We start from the raw sequence: 25,880 nt of genomic DNA, 5'->3' as shown, positions 1-25,880 counted from the left end.
ACAGCATGACCAAAACCCAATGCCAACTGATGATCGATGCGTACTTTCAGGCTGAGCTTGATGTGTTGGCAGGCAAGCAAACCACGATCAACGGCAAGACGATGACCACAGAGGACCTAGGCGAAATCCGCAAAGGTCGGCTTGAGTGGGAGCGCCGATTAAATGGCTTTAGTCGGCCACAGGGCGGGGTTAAGTACGCCAGTTTCAACAACTAAGGCCGCATTAATAGGGCACTTCTAAAAATATAAGTCGGAGCAACACATGAGCATTATCAATGATGCGCTGGCGATATTTGCCCCGCGTTTAGCATTACAGCGTGAAGCGGCAGCAATGAGCTACCGCAACCTGAAAGGGTATGAAGCTGCTAGCCCAAGCCGCACGCATCGCGCTAAAAAGGAAAGTCGCGGCGCTAACCAAGCGGTATTTGCGGCAGGTAAAAGCCTGCGTGAGCAAGCGCGCTGGTTAGACGAAAATCATGATCTCAGTATCGGCATTCTCGACCGCATGGAAGAACGGGTGATCGGTGCGCAAGGGATTGTGGTCGAACCGCAGCCGCGCAGTATTAGCGGTGAAATCCTTGATGACTTAGCTAACGATATTCAGCGCCGTTTCGGTGCATGGTCGCTTAAGTGTGACGTTACTGGTCGCTTTAGTCGCCCTGAATTAGAGCGCCTAGTGTTACGTAGCGCCCTGCGTGATGGTGATGTGTTCGGCCAGCATGTGATGGGTAAAGTGCCTAAGTTCGGCCACCCAAACGAGCAAGGCACTCAATACAGTATTGAAGCCTTAGAAGCCGACTTTATCCCCTACGAGTTAAACGAACCAGCAAAGCGGGTGCGCCAAGGGCTTGAGGTGAACGGCTGGGGCCAAGTAGTTAACTATCACGTATTGCTTGATCACCCAGCGGATCAAGTTGGCTTTCGCTACAAAACTAAAGCGGTACCTGCATCGAGCATGATGCACTTGGGCTTGTTCAAACGTTTGCACCAGCTGCGCGGCGTGTCGCTATTCCACGGCATTTTAACCCGCCTTGGTGACATTAAAGACTATGAAGAATCCGAGCGCGTAGCCGCAAGGATTGCCGCTGCGCTGGCGTTTTACATCAAGCGCGGCGATGCGACTATGTTTCAAGACGACCAAAGTGGTGAATCGTCAAGTCGTGAAATTCCTATTGCACCTGGCATGACCTTCGACGATTTAAAGCCCGGTGAAGATGTCGGGATGATTGAATCTAATCGGCCTAATGTGCACTTAGTTGAGTTTCGCAATGGGCAATTAAAAGCTGCTGCAGCGGGTAGCCGTGGCAGTTATTCCAGTATTTCCCGTGACTACAAAGGCAGTTATTCAAGCCAGCGCCAAGAGCTAGTTGAGCAAGACGAATCGAACCGCATTATGCAGCAATGGTTTTGTGCTGGTTGGTCGCGGCCTGTGTTCCGCAACTTCTTAAAAATGGAAATGCTCAACAAGCAGGACCCATTAGTGTTGCCGCCTGATCTCGACATCCGCACCTTGTTTGATGCCGTGTACTACGGCCCCACCATGCCATGGATTGACCCACGCAAAGAGGCCGAAGGCTGGGAAATGATGATAGCCGGCAACGCTGCTACCGAGGCCGAGTGGGCGCGAGCCCGTGGCCGTAATCCTGCGGAAGTGAAACGCCAGCGTAAACGCGAGGTGGAATACAACCGCGAAAACCAAATGGTCACGGCCAATGACCCAGACCCGACACTTGGAGAACAAACCAGTGAAAAAATCCAGAATGGCAGCAACGCTCGCCGTAATGCTGACAAGCGCAGCAGTGATCGCGCCACAAGGCAACAGTCAGACAGAGAGTAATGAAAAGCGCGGCTTTTATAGCATGAAAGCTGCCGCTGGCGGTGTAGCTGAATTGATTATGTATGGCGATGTTGGTTGGGATTTCTCAGCTAAACAGATCGCTACCGATTTACGTGCAATGGGCAAAATCACCCATCTAAAAGCTTACATCCAATCGGGTGGTGGTGATGTTATGGATGGGATGGCTATCTATAACATCCTCGCCCGCTGGCCTTGCCAAAAGTCGATTTGTATTGAGTCGGTTGCAGCTTCAATGGCCAGCGTGATCTGCATGGCGTTTGACACTGTGATCATGCCATCAAATGCCTTTTTGATGATCCACAGCAATTGGGGCGGCGCAGTGGGCACTGCAGAAGATTTACGCGAGTACGCCGATTTGCTCGATAAGTGGCGCTCAAGTATGGGTAAGGCTTATCAAGACAAGGCAGCGGGAAAGCTTAGTGACGAACAGCTTGCACAGTTTTTTAAAGAAGACACTTGGTTGACCGCCCAAGAAGCGGTTGGCCTTGGGTTGGCTGACGAAGTAATTGAACCGATGCAAATGGCTGCATCAATTGATTTTAAACGATTGAAGGACTTTAATAATATGCCTAAAGCTATGCAAATCCTGTTAAATCAACAGGGAAATGTCGGTGCGACTCAAACTGCAGCCACCACAACTCAAACGACTACAGCGCCAGCCGCTGCAGTTACCACAACCACCCACGTTGCTGATCAACCTGATGCAGCAACCATTCAAGCGGCTGCGATTGCGTTTAATACTCAGCGTATGACCGGCATTAATGCTGCGTTCGCTGCGTTCCCGCAATTGGCTGATCTGAAGAATGAGTGTTTAGCGGATGCCAACATCAATGCTGAAATTGCCAAAGACCGCATTTTGGCAAAGTTGGGCGAAAACACCACACCAGCGGCGACCATGCCAAACCGTACTATTATCCACTCGGGTAACGGTAATATCGTTGGTGACTCGATTCGCGCTCACTTAATGGCACGCGCTGGTTATGAGAAAGCCGAAGCGTCAAACGGCTATACCAGCTATAACTTGAAAGAGTTAGCTCGAGCTTCACTGGGTGATCGCGGTATCGGCATGGCTGGGCTTAATCAAATGCAAATGGTCGCATTAGCGTTTACTCATAGCTCAAGTGATTTTGGCAATATCTTGTTAGATGTGGCTAATAAGTCAGTGTTAAAAGGTTGGACTGCCGCGCAAGAAAGTTTTGAGCGCTTTACCCGTAAAGGCCAGCTTAGTGACTTTAAAGTCTCTAAACGTGTTGGTTTGGAAGAGTTTGGCAGCTTACGAAAAGTCCGTGAAGGTGCTGAATATAAATACATTACCCTTGGTGATACAGGTGCAGATATTGCACTAGCGACCTACGGTGAAATTTTCTCTATCACCCGCCAATGTATCATTAATGATGATATGACGGTGTTGACTACCATCCCTGAAAAAATGGGCGCTGCAGCTAAAGCAACTATTGGCGATTTAGTGTTTGCTATCTTAACAGGCAACCCGCTGATGGCTGACGGGAAAAACCTGTTCCATGCAGAGCATAAAAACTTAGGTTCAGGCGTACCCAGTGCGGAAAGCTTAGCTGTATTGGCTGAGTTGATGGAAAGCCAAACCACGGGCGGTAAAACGCCAAGGGCACTAAACATCATGCCTGAGTTTGTTTTATGTCCACCTAATCTTAAACGTACGCTGACTCAGATCATTAAATCTAGCTCAGTAAAAGGTGCTGATATCAACGCAGGTATTGCTAATCCAATGCAAGATTTTGCGGAAGTGATTTCAGAATCTCGTCTGAAATTAGTTAGCGATAAGGCTTACTACTTAGCTGCTGGACAAGGTAATGACACTATCGAAGTGGCTTACCTCGATGGTATTGATACCCCGTACATCGAGCAGCAACAAGGCTTTACCGTTGACGGCGTAGCCACCAAAGTGCGTATCGATGCGGGTGTGGCTCCACTTGATTACCGTGGATTGGTGAAATCAACAGGCGTGTAATTGTCGCAAGTTAACTGGTATCTCCACTGTTAAAAATGGCTATCAATCGATAGCCATTTTTCTAAGTCTTGATTTAAAGATAGGAACACTCTCATGAAAAATTATGTGCAAGATGGCAAGACCATCACGTTCACCCCAACAGTTGTTGTGACTAGCGGCGCGGCATTACTAATCGGCGCTTTGCTGGCCGTTGCTTTAAGCAATATCCCTGCTAACACACCTGGCGAGTTTGTTGCCGAAGGCGTTTTTGAATTACCCAAAGCTAATACAGCAGATATCGGCCAAGGCGATGATGTGTATTGGGATGATACCGCTAAGGTGATCACTGCCACCGCGACTGATAATACGCGAGTCGGTAAAGCGTGGCTGGGTGCAGGCAATCCATCAACCACCGTATGGGTGAAGATCAATGCCTAACGTTGGCAAACACTTTGCCGAACGCGTGCGGGGTAAAATGGTGCGGCTGTTTCAGCGTTTGGCTGATCCGTGCCTTTTTACCCCAAGCGATGGCTCTGCGCCATTTACTCGCCTGGTGAATTTAGACGATAACGGTGCAGAAATTGCGGCCTCGTCTAATGAATATATTCCCGAGCTAATCAGTCGTGCCGAGTTTTTACAATCCGAAGGGGCGGTAAATTCTGGTGATGAGTTTACGATAGGTGAGGGCATTAGCGCCCAGCAAGGACGCCTCACCCAACGGGTAAGCATGGATTCAGTCAGCGTAACCTTTATCTATATTCCGCTTGAGGCCTAGCCAATGGCACGCATAAAGATTGAAGGCATGGAGGCGGTAACAAAGGAACTTAACCGCATTCGTGATGCACAAGCGCCAGCGATTAATCGGGCAATTGAGGACGCCGTAAAGTTTGGTGAAAAGGCGGCTGTAGATGCCATATTTGCTCGTTATGGTTTCCGTTCCCGCAGTTACATTGAACAGCATTTGTCTGTCAGTTTTGACCCACGCAGTTTAAAAGGTTTTATCACCGCTCGTTATCGTGCCAGCACTTTAACCCGTTTTGCCAGAGCGTTAACCCGCACCGGAAAGAACGGCGGCTCTCGTCCTGACGGTCACATGATCAGTGCGCTGCGCAATCAACCTACATGGTTTAAAGGCACCTTTACCCTGATTGGCCGCAATGGCAATCAAATCATGTTCCAACGTCAGAAAGGCGATAACAGTTGGCGCAAGCTTAAAGGACAAAAAGCGATGTACGGCCCTTCAGTGGCAGGCAGTTTTAGCAAGATCCGCGACGATATTGAGCCGCCGATTATTGCTCATCTGCGAAATAAATATGGCCAGTACGCTAATCGTTAATGCCTAAAGGATAAATACCGAAAGGACAGTCCCATGATCCAAGCAATTTTAGACCGCCTAGCGCTGGTTGACGGCGCCACTGTACGTGAAGGTTTTTATGTGCAATCGGTCGCATCTGAAAAGAAGTTTATCTTTTTGCAGCCGTATACCGATGGATTTGATAGCAAAAATGGCATCGATAAATACAAAGATGATCTAGTGCTGCAAGTGGTAGCGGGTATCAATCTAACCAAGTCAACCAATCCGACAGCCGATCTCATTAACTTGGTTCGCGCCATTCGCAGTGCGTTCTATAAAGATGAACGTAATAGCGAGAAACCAAGTTGGTTGCCATTGGTGATCAGCTTTAAAGAGTCTGAGCCCTGCAAGTACATCATGCCCGAAGCCCATGAAAAACATGGCCTAGCGGTTATCACCCTATCCCTTGTTAATACCGTTAAATTTGGAGACTCACTATGAGTGAAACAGTAACCGAAAGTTACATCGGCTCAGGCATCGTGTATGTTGCTGGCCGCGATGTTGGCAACGCCTCAGGCGTTAAAATTGCCATTGAACAAGATACAAAATCCCAACCAAACTATCGTGGCGGTGGCGGTAATGCTGCTGAAATTACCAAGGTAAAATCGGTAAAACTATCTTTCACCATGAACGATTTTAGCAACGCCAACATGGCTATGGCTCTGCGTGGCAAGGTGGAAGTGCTTACTGCTGGTGCGCTTTCTACACCTGAAACCATCAACGCAGTGTTGGACGGCTTAGCCGATACCGCCTTTATGATTGATACCACTGTTGACCCCGTTGTAACTAATACAACTGCCGCAACAACGTATGTCAAAGATACTGACTACGTTGTGAGTGCAGGCGGTATCCGTGCGCTATCGAGCGGTGATATCACTGATGGTGAAGTGCTTAAAGTGACTTACACCAAAAAAGCCGGTAACGCGATGCAAGCATTAACCGAATCCGGTGCAGTGGTGCCTGTGGTGATTGATGGCGTAAACGATGCCACAGGTAAACCTTGGGTGCTTAAGTTCTTCAAGTGGAGCCCAAGCCCTACCGCAGGCATGGACCTCATCGGCGAAGACTTCGGATCCTTCGATATTGAAGGCGGAGTATTAGCCGATACGTCAATCGTTGCCACGGGTAAGTCTAAGTTCTTCGTTCGTAGCGCTGCATAAGTCGAAAGATTTTCCCCTATAGCCCACAGCATGTGATCCATGTGTTGTGGGCTTTTTATTTTGGTTTGTTAATTCCTATCAATCGGTGATGCCATGAGTTTTAAAGATCAAGTAATCAACCTGATCATCCAAGGCCGCGACTTGTTCTCAAGTGAGGCGGCTAAATCAGAAAAGGCATTGCAAGAGTTAGCAAACCAAAGTGAAGTCTTAAACGAACGCCTAGATGATTTAAAGCAGCAACAGGCTGCGATTAAGGCGATTGATGATCTCACCGCCGCCATCACTAAAGGCGAAAAGGGTTTTATCGATGGCTCGCGCGCGCTCGAACAATTCAGCAAAGAGCAAAAGCAAGCCGCGCAGAATTTAAAGCAGCTCGAGCAGGCACAAAAAGAGGCGGCAACCTCAACCAGTAAGCTTGAAACTGAATACAGCCAAACCGTTGCTGAGCTAAGCAAATATGATGAACAGCTTGCTGCTGCCCGTGCTGAGGTTGAGCGCTTAACCGCGACGCAAGATAAAGGCGCTCAGGCCAGTAAAGATCAAGCGCAAGCCCTTGCTGCTGCGAATGCTGATTTACAACAACTCGAAACGGCGCAAAAAAATACCGCTACCAGTGCTAACCAACTGGCGACCGAGCTTGAGCAAGAACGCATTGAGTTTAAGCAATTAAGTGGCGAAGTTGATCAGGCTGGTCAGAAAAAGGCCGAGTATGCACTTAAGGTTAAAAGCGCGCGCACTGAGTTAAATCAACTCGGCTCTAGCCTTGGCCGCAATAAGGCTGAGTTAGACAAACAGCAAACCGTGCTGAATAAAGCCGGTATTGATATGAACAAGCTGGCTGATGCCAGCAAAGACTTAAAGACCCAGCAAGCCGCCGCTGAAATCGCGCTAAAGGGCGTAAACACTCGGCTTGAGCGCCACAATAAATTGCTCGATGAAAGCAAAAAATCATCGAGTGATTTTGGCGGTAGCATTAAAGCCGCCACTGGTTCATTGCTTGCCATGGCTGGTGCCTATGTTGGCGTAGATCGCCTATGGGAAAGCCTAAAGTCAATCCTTACCGCAGGCGATAAAGCGGCGTCTTTTAGTGCGCAAATGACTTCCATGATGGGCAGTATTGCGGGTGGCGAGCAAGCAACTTCGTGGATCAAGGATTTTGCTAACCGCACAGGTACCCAGCTCGATAGTGCTAAGCAAGCTTTCGCCTCGTTAAAAACCTTCGGTATCGACCCCATGAATGGGGCCTTGCAATCGATGGTTGATTACAACGCTAAGCTAGGCGGTAGCCAAGAAAAGCTAGAAGGTATCATCCTCGCCACAGGCCAAGCGTGGGCAAAGCAAAAGCTGCAAGGTGAAGAAATCCTGCAGCTGGTAGAGCGCGGCGTTCCTGTGTGGGATTTGCTGGAAAAAGTTACAGGTAAAAATACCGTCCAACTGGGCAAGCTGAGTGAAGCGGGCAAGCTTGGCCGTGATGTGATGCAACAACTGTTTGACGAAATGGGCAAGCAAGCCAATGGTCAAGCGGCATTAAGTCTTGATCGGTTAAGTGGTCAGTTAAATCTTCTCTCGAATAAGTGGGAGTCATTCAAGCAGATCATTGCTGATTCTGGCGCCTATCAAGTGGCGATTGATTTACTCAAAGACATTAACACGAGTTTTGATCAGTTAAATCAAAGCGGAAAGATTAAGGCCGCAGCACAAGATATTAGCGACTTTTTCAAAGCCATTTTAAAAGATGGCGGCGCAAGCCTTAAAGGCATGCTGGAAAACATTACTGCCTTTGCTACTGGGCTTAATGTTGTCGCGGGCTCTATAAGGCTAGTGTTTAATATTTTCACCTCTGTGGTAGCTACATTTGGCGCCGCAATAAGTGGTGTGTTCGCCCTCATTCTGCAAGGCTGGGCGACGGTTATTAGTGTGTTTGGTGGTGATGAGTTAGCGCAAACATTTCAAACCCAAGCGAACGCGCTTAAGGCTGTCTCTAAGGCTTATCTTGATCAAGTCGAGCAAGATTCCCGTGATGCAACCGCTGCACTTAAACAAATGGGTGTGGATATCCGTTTAGACTCGGATAGCACCACTCAGACCCAAGTTAATAATGCCGAGAAGATAAAAGCGGCGGTTAAAAGCCAGCTTGAGCAACAGATAGAAGCGAGTCAACAAGCGGTGGCAGCGGCCGAAAAAGCCAATGAATCTGCAACTAAAGAAGTGGATGCATGGAAGGCTCGCGAACAGGCGGCTAAAGAGCATTACACTGCATTAAAAAACTCAGGTACAGCCAGCATGGCTGAGCTTGAAACAGCACAAATTGCACTTGAAAATACAACTCTAAGATTAGGTGACGTACAAGAAAACCAACTTGATAAACAAGCTAAGCTTGCTTTGTCAAATATGGAATTGATGTGGGCAACTATTGACCTAAGGAATGAACAGAACCAACTAGCTCAAGATCAACTGACTAAAGTGCGAGATGCCTTTATTGCGGGTGAAGCATCGGTTGAGGACTATAAAACAGCCCAAGACAATGCAAAGAAAACGGCCGCTGAGTTGGCAAAGGCGCAATCTCAGCTAACCACGGAAGTTAAAAAAACCTCCACTGCAGCTGATGATTTTGAATTGGCAATGGCAATAGCGGGCATCACCACAATTAAGGTTTTGCGTGACCAAGCTGCCGAGGCTAAAAAGACATTTGATCAAGTTAAACAAGGCGCTAAGGATGGCACTGCGTCAACCAATGAGCTAAACCAAGCATTTTTAAAATATGCTGAAACCGCGCTTAAGGCTGAACAAGCGTCGTTAAAAGTAGGTCAAGCAAGTGATGGGCAGGTTGAGGCTAGCCTGAGGCAGCAAGCTGCGACTATGGGGCTTGCTGGCGATATCGATAAACTGATTGCGCAATATTCTCGTTTAAAAGATGCCCAATCTGGCCTAGGTGATAACACTCAACAAACGGCTGATAATGTAAAAAAAGGTTCTACAGAAATAGGTACCACCATATCTAATACCATGGATACGGTAGAAAAGTCAGCCGAACAAGCTGGCATTGGGTTGCAGTCTATTGCCCAATACTTTGCCGATATTGGTACCGCCGTTTATGACAACGTTAAAGCCTTAAGTGATGGTGCTGCGCGTTACTTCAACACCATTGTTTATGGTGTGCAGAACGTGAAAAAGGAGTTTGGTGATCTTGGCCAAGTCGAAAACGAAATAGAGCGGTTAACGGGTGTTATCTATGAGCTTGATAACACGTTGGCTAAAACGGTTGATTTTGTCGGGCTTCGCACCTGGGCACTTGAAACAGAGAAAGCCGGCAAAGTTGCCGAACGCGCTTATTATCGGCAAAAGCTTGAACTGCTTAATCTAGTGGATGCACTCGATAATACTGATAAAGCAAATCTTAGTATTATCAACAGTGCAACACGGGCAACTAAAGCGCTTGATCTGGTGAATGATCAAGATATGTCTTTGCTCACTTCCGCACTGGACAGCGCCAAACAGCGTATGGATTCGTTGCGCGATAGTGCCGAGTCTACGCTTAAGTCGCTGCAGGATGAGCTTGACGGCTACCTTGGCCGCCAAGATGAAATAGAAAAACGCCGCTATCAGGAACAAGTTGCCGACCTAAAGCAGCAACTTGTTGCTGCTGAACGTACAGGTGACCAGCAGCTTATTGCCGATTTGCGCGAAGCAGAACGAACGTTAAAGCAAGTTTATGAGTTCCGTACCGCTGAAATTAAAACCCAGCAAGAAGCCGATAAGCAAAGCGCTGCCGAGGCGAAGAAGCAAGCCGAAGCTAGTGCTGCGACTGCTAAGGCCGCGGCTCAAACTCAAGCAACTGCTACCGTTAACACGCAAGCCAACACCCAAACCAGCACGCAATCTGTGGCTAACACTTCAGATATGCAAGTGCTGCAACTGCAGGTTGGCAATAGCACCTTTAACGCCCAAATGAAGCGCAGCCTCGTCACTGAATTGATGAACGAGATCAAACGCCTGCAATCTGTTGGCGGTTAGCCAATCCTGTTATTCGCCCCAATTAATCAAAGGTCCCTATGACAACCATCGATAGCATCGATATCGCGGTGGATTTGCTGTGGCTAAACCGCGACAACACGCCCCGCGTTGCGGCCAATATGAAGCGCGCCTTAAACGGCGCGCCATTGGTGCAGCAAACCATTATCCCAGCCGGTATTGCCATGGAGTTAGGCACCAAATCGGGATGGATGCTGCGCACTGAGTTTGAACAACTAAAAGCCCATGCCGCCATTACGTTAACCGCCTTCACGTTGGCCTATGAAGGCGCCAGTTACAACGTGGTTTGGGATAACACTGCAGGCTCACCCATAACGGGTGAAGATTTATTTGACGAAGTTGGCGGGTTTGAAAAGCTCACTAACGTGGTTCTTAAGTTTCTGACCTTATAGGCTATCTATGGCAATCTCTCGCGCTGATTTAAAAGTATTCAAACCTGAGCAATTGGGCTCAAGCGATGATGCGGGTGGGCAACGTACCAAAATCCCAGTTGAGTCAGGTAAACTCAATGAACTGTTTCGCGCCATTTCAGATATAGACCACTCACAATCCGCTGTTGATATTGTGAAATGCTATCCAGCATTAGACACACCTGATACAAGCATTCTGCTTGACGGTCATATTTTTATCAGTCAAAGACCAACAGATGAACTGGTCAGCATGTTGATAGCTGAATCAGAAACATTGAGTGATGCCGATCGTATGACTGATATGGTTGAAATACTTGAATCATCGGTGCGTGCAGGTCAATTGATCCGCAATCGTTTAATCGGGTTACTCGCTGGTCAAGATACATTCCCTAGACCGTATTTACAGAGTATATACCAGTTCAATGGTCGTGATTTCTACGAAAATATAACATTGGTTCAGGGGCAAATCATTGTGATATCGGTAGAGTACCCCGGGGCAGAGGACGCACTATACCCTCGCTTCGAGCATTTCTGCCAAATTCATCGAACAGTGACAGGTGGTACTGGTGGGTTGGTATATTTCAAACCTGCCATACCATTTGATACCCCTAATTATGATGTAACAATCAATGGTAAAACGGGTTGTACACATTTGCGCTATACATCACAGAATGATGGTATTAAATATCACGGTGTGACCAAGCTTACGGCTGCTGCCAGCTCAGCAGTGCTAGCAGTTGAATCAACATCGGTTGAGTTACTACCAAAAGTCAAAACCATTTCAATCAGTGCAGGTAACGCACTTGAGGGTGTTGAAGATTCTCAGGGTGGTGTGGTTGGTGGTACAAGTGCAATACCCTCTATGGTATATAAAACTGTATCGGTGCCATCGGTGTCAGGTCAGAGTACGTATATTTTTGAATTATCAGATTTACTGGTCTCAGATTGGTTTAACGCTAACGCCATACAGAATGTAAAATATTCAGGTGCATGGGCTCAGAATGCCAGTGTTAGTGTTATTGGTACAACTGTCACTGTGATATTCACAGGTTACACCCCGCCTACTGGTTATAGTATTGGTGCCAGCTATATCAGTGACGACAAATATGATGTTTACTATTCAAATGTCACATTTCCATCTAACAGGTTGATGGTCAAAGATAAATTGTTTGGTGAAATAACATTTGTCAATACTACGTATGGTAAAAGCAATATTAACATGCGTACACCTGCTTTGGATATCACTGCAATACCCTTGGTTGAATCTAACAACAACATTGTTGGTTACATTGATGCCACTACAGGTGTCGTCACTAAAAACCTCGATTTCAGAGGTGATTTTACATACTTATATAATTGCCTACTCGTTGAGACTGTACCCGGTGAAGTCACGCCACCGGGCGATTTGACAGTCGAATTTATTCTGAAATCTGATTCACCAATCCTCGATACATTTTACATTACAGTTTCAACAACCAGTGACACACTGCTGAGTGCGTCAGCCAACAGTGCAGGTGTCGTCACTGGTGCTGGCGTGAGTGGAACAATAGTAAACGGCACTGTATCACTTACATTCACTCAGCGTGTTTATCTGAGCACTCTGCGATATGACATTAGTGAGACTGTCACACTGTCACCACCACCAGAACTTTACGGGCTTAATCCTCTACGGATTAAAAACGGTGGTGTAGTCAATGCGTTCACAGCGTGGAACAACATTGCAGTACAACACACTGAGGTGCAATTAGTCACCAGTCCTGTACCTGCTCAAACATACAGTGCACGTGTAAATGCACGATTTGTTGATATCACTGACACTGAGGGAAAGTCACTTTGGACGTTAACCGACACTCATTATACATGGGTTAAGTCAACGGGTGTCGTGACTGTCAATAGTGATTTTACGGGGTTCACTGCACCATTTATTCTCACAGATACCATTGGTGAAACTGCATTAGTTGTTGAAGTGAACCCTACATCACTGGTGCTCGCATCACCCTTGAGTGCCACCTATCCGCTCGGTTCTAATGTGTCCAGCATTCAGAATCTTGGTGATTTGCAAGCTCGTATCGGCACTGTGCGCGACATGACCGCATGGTCTAACAATTGGGATTTAGACGGCACACCTGCAACGGCAAACATGAACACAGTGGATTTTCCAATTGAGGTACGCAACGATACTGCTGTCAATGAAGATTGGGTGCTGATATTCACCACCCCAACATCGTTCAGGTGTGTTGGTCGTCGCCTAGGTCAAATATCAACAGGTGATACGCTGAACGACTTTGCACCTGTGAACCCGTTAACATTACTACCGTACTTCATCATTCGCTCAGGTGCGTTTGGCGGTGGTTGGAATGCGGGTGAAGCAGTTCGTTTTAGAAGTTATGCAGCGAGTAAGCCTGCAATGATACTTCGCACTGTGCAGAGTGGGCATAGTGAAATTACAACTGACCGCGCAGTGCTTGCATTCCGTGGCAACGAATCTTGATAAGGGGTATGTAATGGGATTACCAGTAACTGTTTATCGTTATACAGACGCGGGTGCACCGCAATTAACTAATGGCACACCATCGGAATGGATTAATATTTTAAAAAAAGTATTGGTTGATGGTTATGGTTCGAAAGCCCCACTCGGTTGGACATTAGAATTTGAAAATGCTGCTACATTTAAGGTTGCATTTCGTAACTCTGTTGCCGACGGTGGTAGTGGTTTTTATTTTCAATTCTGGTCATCGACAGGTGCTAATACTGCATTTACAACCATGTTGTTGAAATGCGGCAGCAGTATGTCAGCACTAGATGTTTTTATAAAACCGTTATATACCCGTGCTATGGGGATGGCATCACAAACAAAGGGGTGGGAAATAATAGGCACCAGTCGTGGATTTTACTTAATACCTCACATGACAACTACGTTGCAAATGGGGCTCTCAAACGCATCACTGTATCATCAAGCGCGGTTTATTGGCGATATTGAAGCCAATACAACGCTCGACACCAGTCCTTTCGCAATTGTTGATACCGATGCAACCAATGCCGATGTAACTAGCAATGCTGGCGCTGGTTTGAACTGGTTCTCATTGACATTCTGTGCACACATGAATAGTGCAGATGGTTCCAATGCCACTTATCTATATAACTGGACAAGGGGCGCTTTTGTATCAAATGCTACCGTTGATAGTGATGCTGAGTCGTTGGGTGTGAATCACAATATGGTTCCTGTAACAATCACAGGATCGGTAAGTGTCAATGATGCAAACGGTGTGAGTCAAGTAAACAGTCTGAAAATGCCATATTGTCGCGGTTCTGTGCCGGGACTGTATAACTCCACCTTCGCTGGTTATCGCACAGTTAATTGGCCTAAAGATTTGTTAGCAGGTGGTGTCACATGGGTATTGTTGCGCTCATTCTTCAGTCCACAACTCTGGGTTAAAACAGGTACATGGTATGATTAATATTGCATTGAATACCGTAGTAAAAGCACCGATAAGTTTACGTGCAATAGTATCGGTAGATGCTGACATAGATGCGGAACGCATTTTAATACTGAACAGAGATACTGGTGATTTATACCATTCTTTCAAACGTGCATTAGCAATTCACATGTTTGTCGTACCGTATCAACATGCAACTAATGATGCATTGTTGGTTGGCATATTAGATAACGACAGGGTATACAACTGTAAATTTGTAGATGGTGTACGGGCTGAATCTGTCAATGCGAACGCGATATGACTGTAATAACGCTTCGGTTTGACACGCCTTGGTTAAATGCGGTCAGCCCAATAACAATCAGGTTTGTTGATACACCCGTCATCGTTGATAATAGTTTTGGTATTGAGTGTGGCCTTGGTTGGTTTGCACTTGATGCCGTTGAACAAGCGTTATTGTTAAATGAAGCGGCTCGCGATCATCATGTCGCAGTTGAATTGCAGTGGTTGAGTTACAATGCTGAAGTTATGAATTTTGAATCGAAATGGGTTAGCAATATTGCGGTTGATGATGTTTGGAGTGTGCACTGGTTGTTTAATGATGAACACGTCAGAACCAATACTATCGTAAGTTGGACGTTACCCACTGCGTATCAAATAGAGACTACGTTAAATTGGCTCGTACCGAATCCGTATAATTCAAATACCACTTTGAATTGGCTCAATATTGCAGCACAACATTTGATTAGATCAATCGAGTGGGTGGATGGTAAAACTTACGATAAACAACTGATGATTAGGTATCGTGAGTTTGCAATCGGTGATGAAAAGTCGATTAAATGGGGCTTTCACGAACCGCGCTGGATATGCTCCACTAAATATCGTCCACCCGTAGGCAAAGTCACGCTCAGGTTCAGTGAGCCACTATCTACACAACCAAACCCTATTGTATTGCGGTTCACACCTTCAGCCGAATATTGCTACTGGGATGATGGCGGCGGCCTCATCGATGGCAACCCAACATTACCCAATATCGATTTTAAAATCCCGATTGAACCCCAAATCCGCAGGTACTACTTAATGCAGCCAACGATCACATGCGTGCGAGTATCAGACAGTTTACCGATTGTGATCGTAAGTTGTAGCATTAGCCAAAGCCGTGGACAGTGGGCGAGGTCTGTTAGCATTGAGTTCTCAAGCCGTATCGATGCGCAGCGCGCCCACAATGAGCTATTGCTGATCACCATCAACGGTTATGAGTTTTATGCCATTGCCGAACAGCCAAGCACCAGCAAAGCCTTTGGTATTGAAACTCACAGCAGCACAGGCCGATCACGTACCGCAGAACTGTCATCGCCTTACCTTTTGCCAATCAGCTACACCAACACTGTCTTGCGCAGCCTTGGCGGTATTATCGGTGATCTGTTGCAAAACACAGGCTGGACTGCAGAGCTAAGCGGGATACCAGATTTTAGCGTCCCTGCAGGCGCGTTCAGCGTGGGTAAAAAGTCACCAATCGACGCGATTAATGAAGCAGCAAGCCAACTGGGCTGCATGATCTTAGCCGATGATGCCAACCGTAAACTGACCATTATTCCACGCTGGCCAACCGTGCCATGGGAAATGGCAACAGCGGTACCGGACCTAACAGTGCACGATGCCGTGATCACCAATTACAGCGAATCAGTCTCCCGCAATCCATTGTGTGATGTGGTGTGGTTGCGGGGTGAACAACAAGGGATTAGCGCTAAGGTGAAACGCACCGGCAGCGCGGGCAATATTCCTGCTGCTGACATTAGCGCCCAGTTGATCGTAGATAACCAAGCGGCGCGCATCGCTGGCACCAATGCACTGGCAGATACAGGCGACAAGCTCAACGTCACGCTATCCTTTCCCGTCATGGTGGATTTGCCACCCGCAACGCCTGGCATGTTGATTGGTATTCGTGAAGGTGCCGAAGTCTTTAAAGGAACGTGTGACAGTTGGAGCATCCGCGCCAGCGTCAGTGATCGCGGTGATATCGATATCGAACAATCCATTACAGTGATCCGCTCAATCGCGTAACTCTGCTAACAGCCAGCGAGGCACTATGCTTAAACAACTTCAAACAGCGTTAGTATTGCCACGGATGATCATGACTGTAGCTGCCGTAAACGCCGATGGCACTGTCACCGCCAGCAGTGCCAGCGGCCACACTATCCGCGCCATTGGCTCAGGAACGGTTGGCGATCACATCTACGTACAAGACGGCAGGGTGCTAGGGACAGCACCCGACTTGCCATTTGTGGAGATAGAGGTTTAGTTACACGGAAATGCTTGTCTTAGAGCGGTGGCAACAATTGAAATCTCATGTTCATGTAGTTTTTCTGGATGTTCTTCCAGATACTTAATTACAACCTTAGTCACTTGACTAATCGACCCATTGTCAGGTATGCAGAATAATGGTTTTATATTTTCATTTTGTTTCGTTTCTAAGTAAACTTCATATAGTAAATTAGTATCAGTAATACCTTCAATATATCCAAAACAATGTGATGAGTTGTATAGATCTTCTGGAGATTGATTAGTTAACTCTTTCGTTGTCGATTTACAGAGTTCTAATAGTTTACCTCCATTTGCCCAGACAGTTTCCGGAACAAAAAACATTAATGCAGTAACCATCAATATAACTCTATTCACTTAAAATATCCTTATCATGTAATCGTTTAGGAAATAACTCTGTATATACCTGCCACAGTGTATTGATATTTCTGTGTCCTGTCACCTGCGCCACTTCATCAATGCTATAGCCCTTCTCAAATAGCCGGCTAGCGCCTTCACGGCGTAAATCGTGATAGCGTAAATCTTCAATTCCCAATTCGTTACGCACCCGCTGAAACCCTGCAGTAACGCTACGCTCATTGTATGGGAAAACCCGCGCATCATTCCTCGGCTGCTTTTGCAGTATCTCCCATGCCCCACCCAACAGTGGTACCAACATGTGGTTGCCTGCTTTTTTGCGAGGGTCCTTACGGTCACGAACGATCACGGCCTTTTGTGCTTCATCCACATCGTCCCATGTTATCCGGCACACTTCACCAATACGCATGCAACTCAGTATCGAGAAATCCAGCAAATCAATATAAGGGATGTGTGCAGCCCGTTGATCTGCTCTTGCAGCTAATCCGATTTTTAACCTATCAATCTCATCTGTTGTCGGCCTGCGCGAACGCTTCCCAGATTTAGCGATCAAGTCTTGGCTATACAGTGCATCGTAAGCTTCGATAACCGAAATTTGTGAAACCTCATGCCCAAAGTTTGATTTAGCGATTCGTAGCAGCCATCGGATCACGCTTACATCAACTGCAATGGTAGATGGCCCTGTGCCTGCACTGCGTCGTAATTTACAGTGGTCGATGATGTGGTGCGACTTAATATCAGTCAGATTCAATTTAGCAATATCGCAATCCGATAACAGCCGTAAACAAAAGCGCTTCGAACGACCAATGCTGTTGTCGATGTTTTCATCTGTCAGGGCTTTGCTGATGATGCTGCCCAATGTAATAGGAGCCGTATCCTCAGTAGCAAACCCGTTTGACTCAATATCAATCACCCGATCTTTACCCCATGCCTCCGCAGCGGCATATTTGGTAAAGGTACGTTGCTCCGTGTATAATATTTTGCCGTTTTTCTTTACACGAACTAGGCAGCGATGCCGCACAGTACCGTCGGCTTTTTCGCGTTTTTGAATGCTATAAGATGCCATGTTTTTTGGTTCCCCGAACCCCTCAGTCCAATCCATTGTGGATCACTATAGGTTCCCCGAGCAATGCAAAACATGCAAAAACGTACAAAAATTAGCAAAAATATTAACTTTTCGGATTGTAATGAATTTAGATAAAACCCAGCAACACCAAGGTTTAGCGCCTAAAACCCTCGATAGAACCTTTTCCATTGCGCCCATGTTGGATTGGACAGATCGTCATTATCGTTATTTTGCACGTTTGATGTCGGCTAATGCTTTGTTGTATACGGAAATGGTGACAACAGGAGCTATATTGCATGGTCGCGGTGATTACTTGGCGTATAACCAAGAAGAACATCCTTTGGCTTTGCAGTTAGGTGGCTCTAATCCCTTAGATTTGGCTCGTTGCGCTAAACTCGCTGCTGAGCGTGGCTACGATGAAGTTAACCTCAATGTGGGTTGTCCTTCCGATCGAGTGCAAAATGGTCGCTTTGGCGCGTGTTTGATGGCGGAACCTGAGTTAGTGGCTGAGTGTGTTGACGCCATGAAACAAGTCGTTGATATTCCTGTGACTGTGAAAACGCGTATCGGAATTGATGAACAAGATAGTTATGCGTTTTTAACCCAGTTTATTGATGTGGTCAGTGCAAAAGGGTGTACGGATTTTACTATCCATGCGCGTAAGGCGTGGCTTCAAGGGTTAAGCCCAAAAGAGAATCGCGAGATCCCGCCGCTCGATTATGAGCGTGTGTATCAACTTAAGCGTGATTATCCTGCACTTAATATTGGTATTAATGGCGGCGTAACAACTCTCGAGCAAGCACAAGTTCATTTAGTGCAGCTCGATGGAGTAATGATGGGGCGCGAGGCTTATCAGAATCCTTATATTCTGGCGCAGGTGGATCAAATATTGTGTGGCAGTCAAAAAGCAGTGATCAGCCGCGAGGCTGTGATTGAGGTTATGTTGCCTTATATTGAAGCGCATTTGCAGTCTGGTGGCCGGCTCAATCATATTACTCGTCATATGATAGGTTTATTTCAAGGCTTACCGGGTGCCCGTGCGTGGCGTCGTTATTTGAGCGAAAATGCCCATAAAAACGGCGCTGGGATAGAAGTGGTAAAGCAGGCTTTTCAGAATATTCAGGCTGAAGTTGTAGAGTAATTCCACTCGACTTAAAAGATGGTGAAATTTACTAATTTGAGTAGTATTTTTCACCACTTGTTATTTTACAATCCATCCCTATATCTCATCTTGTCCACATAAAATTTTTTAAAATGATTAAAATCATAATCTTAAAAATACTTTTATAAGTTGGCACGCAGTTTGTAATACTCCTTTCGTCAAGTTAATTAATCGAAAGGGATGCCATCATGTTTACGTTAACCATTAAAAAATCAGTACAAATGAGTGTGTTATTAGGCGCGTTAGTCGGTAGCGTTGCAGCACACGCAGAAGCCGCACCAATATCAGATGTTGTGGGAACTATTGAGCAAACATTAACTGCGCAGACACAAGAATTGTTCGTCAGTGTAAAGCGTGAATTTGTGATGTCATTGCAAACACAACTGGCTGAAAGTATTTATGACTTCAACAGTCAACTTAGCTTAAACGCTGAAAATAAAGGTGAATCGGCAGGTGCCGATGAATATAGCGCTAAGTAAAGGATCTGCTTATGTGGTTTGTAGCACCTTTGATGACATTGCTACTGTTACCTGTAATTAGTCTTGCGTTGTTTTCAGGCATTATTTGCTGGTTTCAGTGGCATAGTGTTAGTGATAAATAAGTTCGCGATCAACTGAGCCGAGGTTTTAGATGAAACGATTAAAAGTGCGTATGGAGAGTCCAGAGCGATTAGTGTGTGGTGTTGCCGCTGGTATGGCATGGAAATTTGATTGGTCTTGTTTTTGGACTCGTGCGGTGTGGATTGGTGCAGTTGTATTTATGCCGGGTGTGAGTTTGTTAATTTACTTTGTTTTAGCATTGTTAGTTGTCCAATGGAAAAAACCAGCCTAAGCATGCAGTGATGGCTGGTGTTGATGAGCTAATAAGTGGCTTGTTTTGATTTAAAATGATGCAGTTAAACCTATCAACAAGAGGGTACTTTGACCCTCATGCGAAAATGTATATGCATACTGCCTTGCAGACTACTTTTTCAAAAAAGCCTGAAATCTGCTTTTGGCTTCATCACTTTTTAGCCTAGCGCTAAATTGTTCAAGTTCTTGGTGCATTTGGTGTTGTACACGATTTTTATGCGGACGCATTAATTGACGTGTGATTTGTAGGGCTTGTGGCGGTTGATTTGCCAATTTTTTTGCCTGAGATAGTGCATAACTGAGTAAATCTTCATGGGCCACAATTTCGTTGATCATATTGAGTCTATGGGCCGTCTCGGCATTAAAACTTTCACCAAGTAGCAGTAACTCAGCCGCTTTTTGATAACCAATGAGTTCTGGTAAGAGTAGGCTAGCCCCCGCTTCTGGCACGAGAGCCAAGTTGACGAAGGGAAGTTGAAATTTCGCCGTGTTGTCAGCGTATACCAGATCGCAATGTAGCAGTACGGTTGTACCTATACCGACGGCGGCACCAGAAACGGCAGCCACCAGAGGTTTTTTGAGTTCGAGTAGACAAAATAAGAAACGTACTGCGGGATGATTTGGCCCTAAGTCACTATTTTTCAAAAAGTCAGCAACATCATTGCCTGAGGTGAAACAATTATCTTGGCCATGGAGCATAAAGGCACGAATGTCGTTGTCTGCTTCACCTTCGATCAGGTATTCTGTCAGTTGTTTATACATATTAAGATCAAGTGCATTGCGTTTATCAGGGCGATTAAAGCTAATAATACGCACGCCCTGATCATCCTGAACCTGTATATGACTCATGGGTTGTTTCCTTTACGACGACATTGGGTAGACATGGAGTTTAAGACATTGAAACCAATATTCAAACAGCTGTTTAATTGTCTAGTTTTATCTTGTGCATCATTTTCAGCGTTGGCGAACGTAGTCATGACTGAAGGTCATATACGCGCCATGCCTGAGACAGTACCAAATACTGCCGCTTACTTTACGCTTGAAAACCACACAGATAAAGCGATTCGTCTTATCGGTGTCAGTACGACTGTGGCAAAGGATGCCCAATTACACACGATTATCGAAGACCAAGGCATGGTGAAGATGCGCCATGTTGAAGGTTTTGACATCCCCTCCCATGGCACATTAACGTTAACGCCGTCAGGGGATCACGTCATGTTGCTTGGCTTAAAAGCGCCATTGGTGTTAGAGCAACAAGTTGAACTGCAATTAGAGTTTGACGGTGGCGAGAAAATGGCAATTACCCTGCCTGTTAGTAAAGCAGCAGAAAACGCCGCAGAGCAAGAGCATCATCACCATCATTAAGGAGTCGCTTGATGCAAATTACATGGAAAAAAGTTACCGGGGTCGGTTTATTTTTAGTATTAATCGGTTATGGCGTGAGTGTATGGTGGAGTATCGAACCGGATCCAATTAGCCCTCAACAATTAACAGCATCCAATAAGAATATTGTTGGATACGCTACTACTACATCGCTAATCCTCACTGTCGAAAATTTACTCGATAAGCAAGGTGGTTGGTTATCAAACGATGTGATGCCACCTTCCATCTTCATGGATAACATGCCCGCATTTGAATATGGTGCTTTGGAGCAAGCCCGTGATTTAGCCTTGATTATGCGTAAAGAGTTTAGCCGCTCACAGTCACAATCTGCGGCGGACAAAGATTTAGGCGAAGCCCAATCTAAGCTCAATATTGACCACACTAGCTGGTTAGTACCCAGTGCCGAAAGCGAATATCGCGATGCAATCAAATTGCTGAAGCTCTATCGTGCCCGCATGATGGACCCTAATAATCAAGACGCACAGTTTTATGCCCGTGCTGACAACCTTAATGAATGGTTGAAAGAAGTGCAGAAACGTCTGGGCAGTATGTCGCAGCGTTTATCTGCCAGCGTTGGCCAAGAGCGCTTAAATACAGATCTAGCTGGTGACAATTCGGCGCGTCAATCAACCCCAAATTTGACCAGCCATCAGGTAAAAACCAGTTGGTGGAAAATTGATGATGTCTTCTATGAGAGCCGTGGTGCTTCATGGGCGTTGTTGAACTTTATGCGCGCAGTTGAAGTTGACTTTGCTGACGTATTGAAGAAGAAAAATGCTGAAGTGAGCCTAAGACAGATCATTCGTGAGCTGGAGGCGACTCAGCAAACTGTCTGGAGCCCTGTTGTGCTGAATGGCAGCGGTTTTGGCTTAGTCGCTAATCATTCATTGGTTATGGCTAACTATGTATCCCGTGCGAATGCCGCGGTGATTGATTTAACGAACTTGCTATCTCAAGGTTAATTATGAAAAAAACTCTCCTCGCCAGTGCGGTATTAGGATTCTGTATGGCCTCATCTGCCCAAGCGGCAACTGTGGTTGGTTTCACGATTGGTGGTGATTACTGGCGCGCCGATACTAGTGGTACTTTTGCCGATAAAGGCCAACCACAACAAACATTTGATTACAGTTCATCTGCTCAAGGTAGCTACTGGATTGCGGTTGAGCATCCATTGCCATTTGTCCCTAATATTAAAATCCGTGAAAATAGCCTAGATCAGAAAGGCGGCATGTCTGGTGCTGATTTCAACTTCAATGGTCATGATTTTAAAGGTAATGTGACTGCTTATACTGATTTGAGTAACACAGACTTCGTGCTGTACTACGAAATATTGGATAACGACATAGTGTCATTGGACCTTGGTGCTGCATACAAGTTAATGAATGGTTCACTGCGCGTGCAAGATCCTGGTCACCCTGAAGAGAAAGATGTCGATAGCGGTATTGTGATGGGTTACGCCAGTACGCATGTAGGTATGCCTGGCTTAGGCTTGTACGGTTTTGCTGATTTGATGCAGGGCGTCAATGAGTCAAGCGTGCACGACTATGCAATTGGTTTAGGTTGGCAATTTGATGGTTTGGCCGTCGATACCCGTGTACGTGTAGGCTACCGTGAATTTTTATTCGATGTGAGTAATTTCTCGGGTGTGAGTGCTGATACTAAATTTAAAGGTTATTTTGCGGGTGTTGAAATCAACTTCTAATTTTGTTGATTTTAACTTTTAAGCATAAAAAAACCGCCAAATGGCGGTTTTTTTATGCTTAATGACTGAGAGCGTTGTTACTGTGCAATCAAGCCATTATTGATGGCGATAACATCATCTTCATTCAATGTACCCGCAGCTTGCTTTAGTGCAACAACTGAGTTGATGTAGCTATAGCGCGCATCGGATAATTTACGTTTTGAGTCGTACAAGTCACGGGTACGGTTCAAAACATCAACGATAGTACGAGTACCCACTTCGAAACCCGCTTGAGTGGCTTTTAGGGCACTTTCTGATGAAATAACAGATTGCTCATAAGCTTTGATTGAGCTGATAGAAGCACCTACGTTGTTGTAGTTATTACGAACGTTTTTCACTACACCACGGTAAATTTGCTCAAGCTTTTCACTTGCTTCAACATACTGGAATTGTGCTTCATTAACTTGTGAGCTGACTTTAAAACCTTCGAAAATCGGAATGCTCAAGTTGACACCAACGCTGACATTATCAAAATCAGGTTCGTTGAGATTCCCCATTTTTTGCTCAAGACCTTTGTTGTAACCGGCATTTAAGCTTAAAGACGGCATGTGGCCTGCTTGATAAAGCTTAATGGTCTCTTGGGCAATATCTTTACCAATACGTTGAGTCATTAAATCAACACTATTGGTTTCAGCAATTTTTAACCATTCGCTAGATGATGTTGGCGCTGGCGTAACGGCTGAGAAACGGTTGGTATCTAACACATTAATCGTCTTGTGATCGATGCCGGTGATTTCACGTAAGGCTTCATAACTATTGGCGAGCGTGTTTTCGGCTAAAATTTCAGTGGCTGAGGCTAAGTCATATTGCGCTTGAGCTTCATGCACATCGGTAATCGCGGTTAAACCCACTGCGAAACGTTGTTTAGTTTGTTCAAGTTGACGCTCGATTGCGCGTTTTTCTGCACCTTGGAACTCGTAGTTGTCTTTCGCCGTTAATACATCGAAATAGGCTTTAGTGATACGAGTAATCAAGTTTTGTAATGCGGAAGCATAAGCGGAATCAGCTTGAGAAGCGGCTTTCTCAGCAAGACTTAAACCAACCCAAGCACTGTGATCATAGATGACTTGATTTAATTTCAGGCTACCTACTAGACCACTTGCATCATCCTTCGGATCATTCCAAGCTTTGTCATAACCGACGTTTGCACTAATGGTTGGCAACAGCGGAGCGCGGTTTTGCTCGATTTTCTCAAACAAACCATTACGCTGGGCTTGGGCTTGCAATACGAGCGGGTCGCTGGTCAGTGCTTGCTGATAAATTTGCAACAAATCATCTGCTTGCACCGCTGAAGCGGAAGCCGCAAGTGTTAATGCTGCGCATAAATTATGGATCTTAAATTTCATTTGCTGTCCTTATTAGACAAAATCCCCCCACGGAGGAATATTTTAACTTCGTTTAGACTAAGTAATGCCTTTACCAAGGCGGTTTGCGCTTCCCGACGCTTCCCGATACAGCTAAAACTTAATGACCTAGAGTCTAAGAACTCTGACACTTTCAAGTCAAATTCGAAGTGTAACAGATTTTATTTTAAAAATGTGCTCAAATTGCCTTGATTATAGGCGCAAATTTAACTTTTAAGGATAGAGTATGAAACCCCCTGTTTTTTCGCAAACGGATATTGAGATCTTAGGAAAAAAATCCCTTTATCAAGGTTTTTTCTCAATGGACGAATACACTTTCAAGCATAAATTATTCGCTGGTGGCTGGAGTAAGCCTGTCACTCGCGAAGTGTTTGAACGGGGTCATGCTGTGGTCGTCCTTCCCTATGATGCCAAGCAAGATAAAGTCGTACTCATTGAACAGGTACGCTTTCCTGCATTAGCAACCGCTAAATCTCCTTGGCTTCTTGAGTTAGTCGCGGGTATGATTGCGCCCGCAGAAACGCCTCTGGATGTTGCACACCGAGAATTAATGGAAGAAACTGGCTTAATGGCTAAGCAAATACACAGTGTAAATAGCTATTTAGCGAGTCCAGGTGGTAGTACAGAACGTTTCTATTTCTATTGGGCTGATGTCGATTCAAACGATGCCCGTGGATTGCATGGATTAGCTGAAGAGCACGAAGATATTCGATTGCATGTCATGAGCCGCGAGCAAGCTTATGAGCGAGTGGTTGCGGGCGAGATTGATAATGCGTCGACCGTTATTGGATTACAATGGTTACAATTAAACTATCAGCAACTGGTTTAAATTGGGATGAATTTGGCTACTTCGAGTCTAAAACGGCGCTATAAACCCAACGTCAGTGATTTTTTAGCACTGTGCGGGCGTAATTATGGCTACATGTTGAAATGGTTACCGTTAGAGATAGCTATCGGTGAGTCATGGCGACTCGAAGGTGAGTTTGGTATATTAGTAGTGCGAATTTTAGAAAATACCAAATATACTCAGCTAGTTGAGATATCTCGTCCCATCGAAATCAAGGAGTTTATCAATACTCCCAAGGTGTTAGTGAGAATTTATCACGATGCTAAATTAGCAGAAGTGTTAACTGGCCAACAGATTTACCAATTACGCCCAGTGTATGATTATCCCAGGGCAAGATCACGAACATTTTTCAACCAAACCAAGCTAGTAGTTGACCCAATCGCCAGCTTATGATCAGATACTGCCTTTTGCAAAAGGGCAATTCCGTGAACCTGAACGTATTTTCTGAACACTTTTCCAGCATCGAAGACACTCGCCAGTCCGCCAAAGTCACTTACCCACTGTTTGATGTGCTGTTTCTCACGCTATGCGCTGTGATTGCTGGCTGTCAGGGCTGGGAAGATATTGAAGATTT

At 45.7% G+C, this 25,880-nt stretch carries 28 protein-coding genes; 24 read left to right on the top strand and 4 right to left on the bottom strand.

The window, feature by feature from the left end; all coding sequences use genetic code 11:
• Nucleotides 1-5: 5 nt before the first annotated feature.
• The 15 genes from L5M49_RS08990 to L5M49_RS08920 all read left to right on the top strand — a co-directional run bounded on the left by L5M49_RS08990 (nt 6) and on the right by L5M49_RS08920 (nt 16,515).
• Nucleotides 6-215, top strand: a complete 210-nt coding sequence (locus L5M49_RS08990; RefSeq protein WP_263211251.1) for a hypothetical protein — start codon at nt 6-8, stop codon at nt 213-215.
• 46 nt (nt 216-261) lie between these two features.
• On the top strand, nt 262-1,836 hold the full coding sequence (locus L5M49_RS08985; RefSeq protein ID WP_263265874.1) for a phage portal protein: 1,575 nt from the start codon (nt 262-264) through the stop codon (nt 1,834-1,836).
• Nucleotides 1,745-3,844: a ClpP-like prohead protease/major capsid protein fusion protein gene (locus L5M49_RS08980; protein WP_263265873.1), complete on the top strand. Its 2,100-nt coding sequence runs from the start codon at nt 1,745-1,747 to the stop codon at nt 3,842-3,844. Before L5M49_RS08985 ends, L5M49_RS08980 begins: the two co-directional genes overlap by 92 nt.
• Nucleotides 3,845-3,937: 93 nt before the next feature.
• Nucleotides 3,938-4,261 carry a DUF2190 family protein gene (locus tag L5M49_RS08975; RefSeq protein ID WP_263191687.1) on the top strand — a complete coding sequence of 108 codons (324 nt, stop codon included), beginning with the start codon at nt 3,938-3,940 and terminating at the stop codon, nt 4,259-4,261.
• A complete protein-coding gene (locus L5M49_RS08970) occupies nt 4,254-4,598 on the top strand; it encodes a hypothetical protein (protein ID WP_263191686.1) in 345 nt (114 codons plus the stop codon). Before L5M49_RS08975 ends, L5M49_RS08970 begins: the two co-directional genes overlap by 8 nt.
• Before the next feature lie 3 nt (nt 4,599-4,601).
• Nucleotides 4,602-5,159: a hypothetical protein gene (locus L5M49_RS08965; protein ID WP_263169055.1), complete on the top strand. Its 558-nt coding sequence runs from the start codon at nt 4,602-4,604 to the stop codon at nt 5,157-5,159.
• A 33-nt stretch (nt 5,160-5,192) separates the two neighbouring features.
• Nucleotides 5,193-5,618: a hypothetical protein gene (locus tag L5M49_RS08960; RefSeq protein WP_259544804.1), complete on the top strand. Its 426-nt coding sequence runs from the start codon at nt 5,193-5,195 to the stop codon at nt 5,616-5,618.
• Nucleotides 5,615-6,337 carry a hypothetical protein gene (locus L5M49_RS08955; protein WP_263191685.1) on the top strand — a complete coding sequence of 241 codons (723 nt, stop codon included), beginning with the start codon at nt 5,615-5,617 and terminating at the stop codon, nt 6,335-6,337. The genes L5M49_RS08960 and L5M49_RS08955 overlap by 4 nt, the downstream gene beginning before the upstream one ends.
• A gap of 93 nt (nt 6,338-6,430) precedes the next feature.
• Nucleotides 6,431-10,351 (top strand): tape measure protein, encoded by a 3,921-nt coding sequence (locus tag L5M49_RS08950; protein WP_263265872.1) that lies wholly within the window; start codon nt 6,431-6,433, stop codon nt 10,349-10,351.
• Nucleotides 10,352-10,389: 38 nt separating this feature from the next.
• Nucleotides 10,390-10,761 carry a hypothetical protein gene (locus L5M49_RS08945; RefSeq protein ID WP_011847765.1) on the top strand — a complete coding sequence of 124 codons (372 nt, stop codon included), beginning with the start codon at nt 10,390-10,392 and terminating at the stop codon, nt 10,759-10,761.
• A gap of 7 nt (nt 10,762-10,768) precedes the next feature.
• Nucleotides 10,769-13,270 carry a hypothetical protein gene (locus L5M49_RS08940; RefSeq protein WP_263265871.1) on the top strand — a complete coding sequence of 834 codons (2,502 nt, stop codon included), beginning with the start codon at nt 10,769-10,771 and terminating at the stop codon, nt 13,268-13,270.
• A gap of 13 nt (nt 13,271-13,283) precedes the next feature.
• The gene (locus L5M49_RS08935) at nt 13,284-14,237 is read left to right on the top strand and encodes a hypothetical protein (protein WP_263265870.1); all 954 of its coding nucleotides are present in this window, start codon (nt 13,284-13,286) and stop codon (nt 14,235-14,237) included.
• A complete protein-coding gene (locus tag L5M49_RS08930) occupies nt 14,230-14,517 on the top strand; it encodes a hypothetical protein (protein WP_263265869.1) in 288 nt (95 codons plus the stop codon). Before L5M49_RS08935 ends, L5M49_RS08930 begins: the two co-directional genes overlap by 8 nt.
• Nucleotides 14,514-16,277 carry a hypothetical protein gene (locus L5M49_RS08925; protein ID WP_263265868.1) on the top strand — a complete coding sequence of 588 codons (1,764 nt, stop codon included), beginning with the start codon at nt 14,514-14,516 and terminating at the stop codon, nt 16,275-16,277. The genes L5M49_RS08930 and L5M49_RS08925 overlap by 4 nt, the downstream gene beginning before the upstream one ends.
• Nucleotides 16,278-16,302: 25 nt before the next feature.
• Nucleotides 16,303-16,515 carry a hypothetical protein gene (locus tag L5M49_RS08920; RefSeq protein ID WP_011847761.1) on the top strand — a complete coding sequence of 71 codons (213 nt, stop codon included), beginning with the start codon at nt 16,303-16,305 and terminating at the stop codon, nt 16,513-16,515.
• Here L5M49_RS08920 and L5M49_RS08915 read toward each other — a convergent pair.
• Nucleotides 16,512-16,892 carry a Rap1a/Tai family immunity protein gene (locus L5M49_RS08915; RefSeq protein WP_263265867.1) on the bottom strand — a complete coding sequence of 127 codons (381 nt, stop codon included), beginning with the start codon at nt 16,890-16,892 and terminating at the stop codon, nt 16,512-16,514. The two genes, L5M49_RS08920 and L5M49_RS08915, sit on opposite strands and share 4 nt — an antisense overlap.
• The gene (locus L5M49_RS08910; RefSeq protein ID WP_263265866.1) at nt 16,885-17,958 is read right to left on the bottom strand and encodes a tyrosine-type recombinase/integrase; all 1,074 of its coding nucleotides are present in this window, start codon (nt 17,956-17,958) and stop codon (nt 16,885-16,887) included. Before L5M49_RS08910 ends, L5M49_RS08915 begins: the two co-directional genes overlap by 8 nt.
• A 121-nt stretch (nt 17,959-18,079) precedes the next feature.
• Between L5M49_RS08910 and dusA the strand changes: the two genes are divergently transcribed.
• From dusA to L5M49_RS08895, 3 genes are all read left to right on the top strand, one after another.
• Nucleotides 18,080-19,099, top strand: coding sequence for a tRNA dihydrouridine(20/20a) synthase DusA (dusA, locus tag L5M49_RS08905; RefSeq protein ID WP_263265865.1), 1,020 nt, complete (start codon nt 18,080-18,082; stop codon nt 19,097-19,099).
• A gap of 209 nt (nt 19,100-19,308) precedes the next feature.
• A complete protein-coding gene (locus L5M49_RS08900) occupies nt 19,309-19,599 on the top strand; it encodes a hypothetical protein (RefSeq protein ID WP_173246873.1) in 291 nt (96 codons plus the stop codon).
• A 151-nt stretch (nt 19,600-19,750) separates the two neighbouring features.
• A complete protein-coding gene (locus L5M49_RS08895; protein ID WP_263265864.1) occupies nt 19,751-19,951 on the top strand; it encodes a PspC domain-containing protein in 201 nt (66 codons plus the stop codon).
• A gap of 131 nt (nt 19,952-20,082) precedes the next feature.
• On the opposite strand, the gene L5M49_RS08890 is transcribed toward L5M49_RS08895, so the two are convergent.
• A complete protein-coding gene (locus L5M49_RS08890; protein WP_028761866.1) occupies nt 20,083-20,820 on the bottom strand; it encodes an enoyl-CoA hydratase in 738 nt (245 codons plus the stop codon).
• Nucleotides 20,821-20,853: 33 nt separating this feature from the next.
• On the opposite strand from L5M49_RS08890, the gene L5M49_RS08885 reads away from it, so the two are divergent.
• From L5M49_RS08885 to L5M49_RS08875, 3 genes are read left to right on the top strand one after another with little or no spacing between them, the layout of a single operon-like run.
• A complete protein-coding gene (locus L5M49_RS08885) occupies nt 20,854-21,336 on the top strand; it encodes a copper chaperone PCu(A)C (RefSeq protein WP_028761867.1) in 483 nt (160 codons plus the stop codon).
• 11 nt (nt 21,337-21,347) lie between these two features.
• Nucleotides 21,348-22,316, top strand: a complete 969-nt coding sequence (locus L5M49_RS08880) for a DUF2333 family protein (protein ID WP_105251468.1) — start codon at nt 21,348-21,350, stop codon at nt 22,314-22,316.
• A gap of 2 nt (nt 22,317-22,318) precedes the next feature.
• Nucleotides 22,319-23,056, top strand: a complete 738-nt coding sequence (locus L5M49_RS08875) for a TIGR04219 family outer membrane beta-barrel protein (protein ID WP_263265863.1) — start codon at nt 22,319-22,321, stop codon at nt 23,054-23,056.
• A 77-nt stretch (nt 23,057-23,133) separates the two neighbouring features.
• Here L5M49_RS08875 and tolC read toward each other — a convergent pair whose 3' ends face one another.
• On the bottom strand, nt 23,134-24,441 hold the full coding sequence (gene tolC / locus L5M49_RS08870) for an outer membrane channel protein TolC (RefSeq protein ID WP_105251469.1): 1,308 nt from the start codon (nt 24,439-24,441) through the stop codon (nt 23,134-23,136).
• Between the two features lie 244 nt (nt 24,442-24,685).
• On the opposite strand from tolC, the gene nudF reads away from it, so the two are divergent.
• The 3 genes from nudF to L5M49_RS08855 all read left to right on the top strand — a co-directional run.
• Nucleotides 24,686-25,288: an ADP-ribose diphosphatase gene (gene nudF, locus L5M49_RS08865; RefSeq protein ID WP_028759445.1), complete on the top strand. Its 603-nt coding sequence runs from the start codon at nt 24,686-24,688 to the stop codon at nt 25,286-25,288.
• A 6-nt stretch (nt 25,289-25,294) separates the two neighbouring features.
• A complete protein-coding gene (locus tag L5M49_RS08860; RefSeq protein ID WP_263265862.1) occupies nt 25,295-25,699 on the top strand; it encodes a DUF1249 domain-containing protein in 405 nt (134 codons plus the stop codon).
• Nucleotides 25,696-25,880 (top strand): transposase family protein (locus L5M49_RS08855; protein WP_411569100.1); only part of this gene is annotated, 185 nt, incomplete at its 3' end. The genes L5M49_RS08860 and L5M49_RS08855, both read left to right, overlap by 4 nt.

This window comes from Shewanella sp. SM74, assembly GCF_025653725.1.
Taxonomy (GTDB): Bacteria; Pseudomonadota; Gammaproteobacteria; order Enterobacterales; family Shewanellaceae; genus Shewanella; species Shewanella oncorhynchi.
Note: the sequence above shows the minus strand (reverse complement) of the source record. Positions and strands in the feature narration are given on the sequence as shown.

Bases quoted from the DNA above. Each gene is read 5' to 3' on its own strand.
- L5M49_RS08960 (WP_259544804.1), top strand. From the start codon at position 5,193: ATGATCCAAGCAATTTTAGACCGCCTAGCGCTGGTTGACGGCGCCACT.
- L5M49_RS08920 (WP_011847761.1), top strand. From the start codon at position 16,303: ATGCTTAAACAACTTCAAACAGCGTTAGTATTGCCACGGATGATCATG.
- L5M49_RS08930 (WP_263265869.1), top strand. From the start codon at position 14,230: ATGATTAATATTGCATTGAATACCGTAGTAAAAGCACCGATAAGTTTA.
- L5M49_RS08860 (WP_263265862.1), top strand. From the start codon at position 25,295: ATGAATTTGGCTACTTCGAGTCTAAAACGGCGCTATAAACCCAACGTC.
- L5M49_RS08880 (WP_105251468.1), top strand. From the start codon at position 21,348: ATGCAAATTACATGGAAAAAAGTTACCGGGGTCGGTTTATTTTTAGTA.
- L5M49_RS08990 (WP_263211251.1), top strand. From the start codon at position 6: ATGACCAAAACCCAATGCCAACTGATGATCGATGCGTACTTTCAGGCT.
- L5M49_RS08900 (WP_173246873.1), top strand. From the start codon at position 19,309: ATGTTTACGTTAACCATTAAAAAATCAGTACAAATGAGTGTGTTATTA.
- L5M49_RS08940 (WP_263265871.1), top strand. From the start codon at position 10,769: ATGGCAATCTCTCGCGCTGATTTAAAAGTATTCAAACCTGAGCAATTG.
- tolC (WP_105251469.1), bottom strand. From the start codon at position 24,441: ATGAAATTTAAGATCCATAATTTATGCGCAGCATTAACACTTGCGGCT.
- L5M49_RS08975 (WP_263191687.1), top strand. From the start codon at position 3,938: ATGAAAAATTATGTGCAAGATGGCAAGACCATCACGTTCACCCCAACA.
- L5M49_RS08935 (WP_263265870.1), top strand. From the start codon at position 13,284: ATGGGATTACCAGTAACTGTTTATCGTTATACAGACGCGGGTGCACCG.
- L5M49_RS08985 (WP_263265874.1), top strand. From the start codon at position 262: ATGAGCATTATCAATGATGCGCTGGCGATATTTGCCCCGCGTTTAGCA.
- L5M49_RS08965 (WP_263169055.1), top strand. From the start codon at position 4,602: ATGGCACGCATAAAGATTGAAGGCATGGAGGCGGTAACAAAGGAACTT.
- L5M49_RS08925 (WP_263265868.1), top strand. From the start codon at position 14,514: ATGACTGTAATAACGCTTCGGTTTGACACGCCTTGGTTAAATGCGGTC.
- dusA (WP_263265865.1), top strand. From the start codon at position 18,080: ATGAATTTAGATAAAACCCAGCAACACCAAGGTTTAGCGCCTAAAACC.
- L5M49_RS08885 (WP_028761867.1), top strand. From the start codon at position 20,854: ATGGAGTTTAAGACATTGAAACCAATATTCAAACAGCTGTTTAATTGT.
- L5M49_RS08950 (WP_263265872.1), top strand. From the start codon at position 6,431: ATGAGTTTTAAAGATCAAGTAATCAACCTGATCATCCAAGGCCGCGAC.
- nudF (WP_028759445.1), top strand. From the start codon at position 24,686: ATGAAACCCCCTGTTTTTTCGCAAACGGATATTGAGATCTTAGGAAAA.
- L5M49_RS08890 (WP_028761866.1), bottom strand. From the start codon at position 20,820: ATGAGTCATATACAGGTTCAGGATGATCAGGGCGTGCGTATTATTAGC.
- L5M49_RS08910 (WP_263265866.1), bottom strand. From the start codon at position 17,958: ATGGCATCTTATAGCATTCAAAAACGCGAAAAAGCCGACGGTACTGTG.
- L5M49_RS08955 (WP_263191685.1), top strand. From the start codon at position 5,615: ATGAGTGAAACAGTAACCGAAAGTTACATCGGCTCAGGCATCGTGTAT.
- L5M49_RS08895 (WP_263265864.1), top strand. From the start codon at position 19,751: ATGAAACGATTAAAAGTGCGTATGGAGAGTCCAGAGCGATTAGTGTGT.
- L5M49_RS08970 (WP_263191686.1), top strand. From the start codon at position 4,254: ATGCCTAACGTTGGCAAACACTTTGCCGAACGCGTGCGGGGTAAAATG.
- L5M49_RS08875 (WP_263265863.1), top strand. From the start codon at position 22,319: ATGAAAAAAACTCTCCTCGCCAGTGCGGTATTAGGATTCTGTATGGCC.
- L5M49_RS08945 (WP_011847765.1), top strand. From the start codon at position 10,390: ATGACAACCATCGATAGCATCGATATCGCGGTGGATTTGCTGTGGCTA.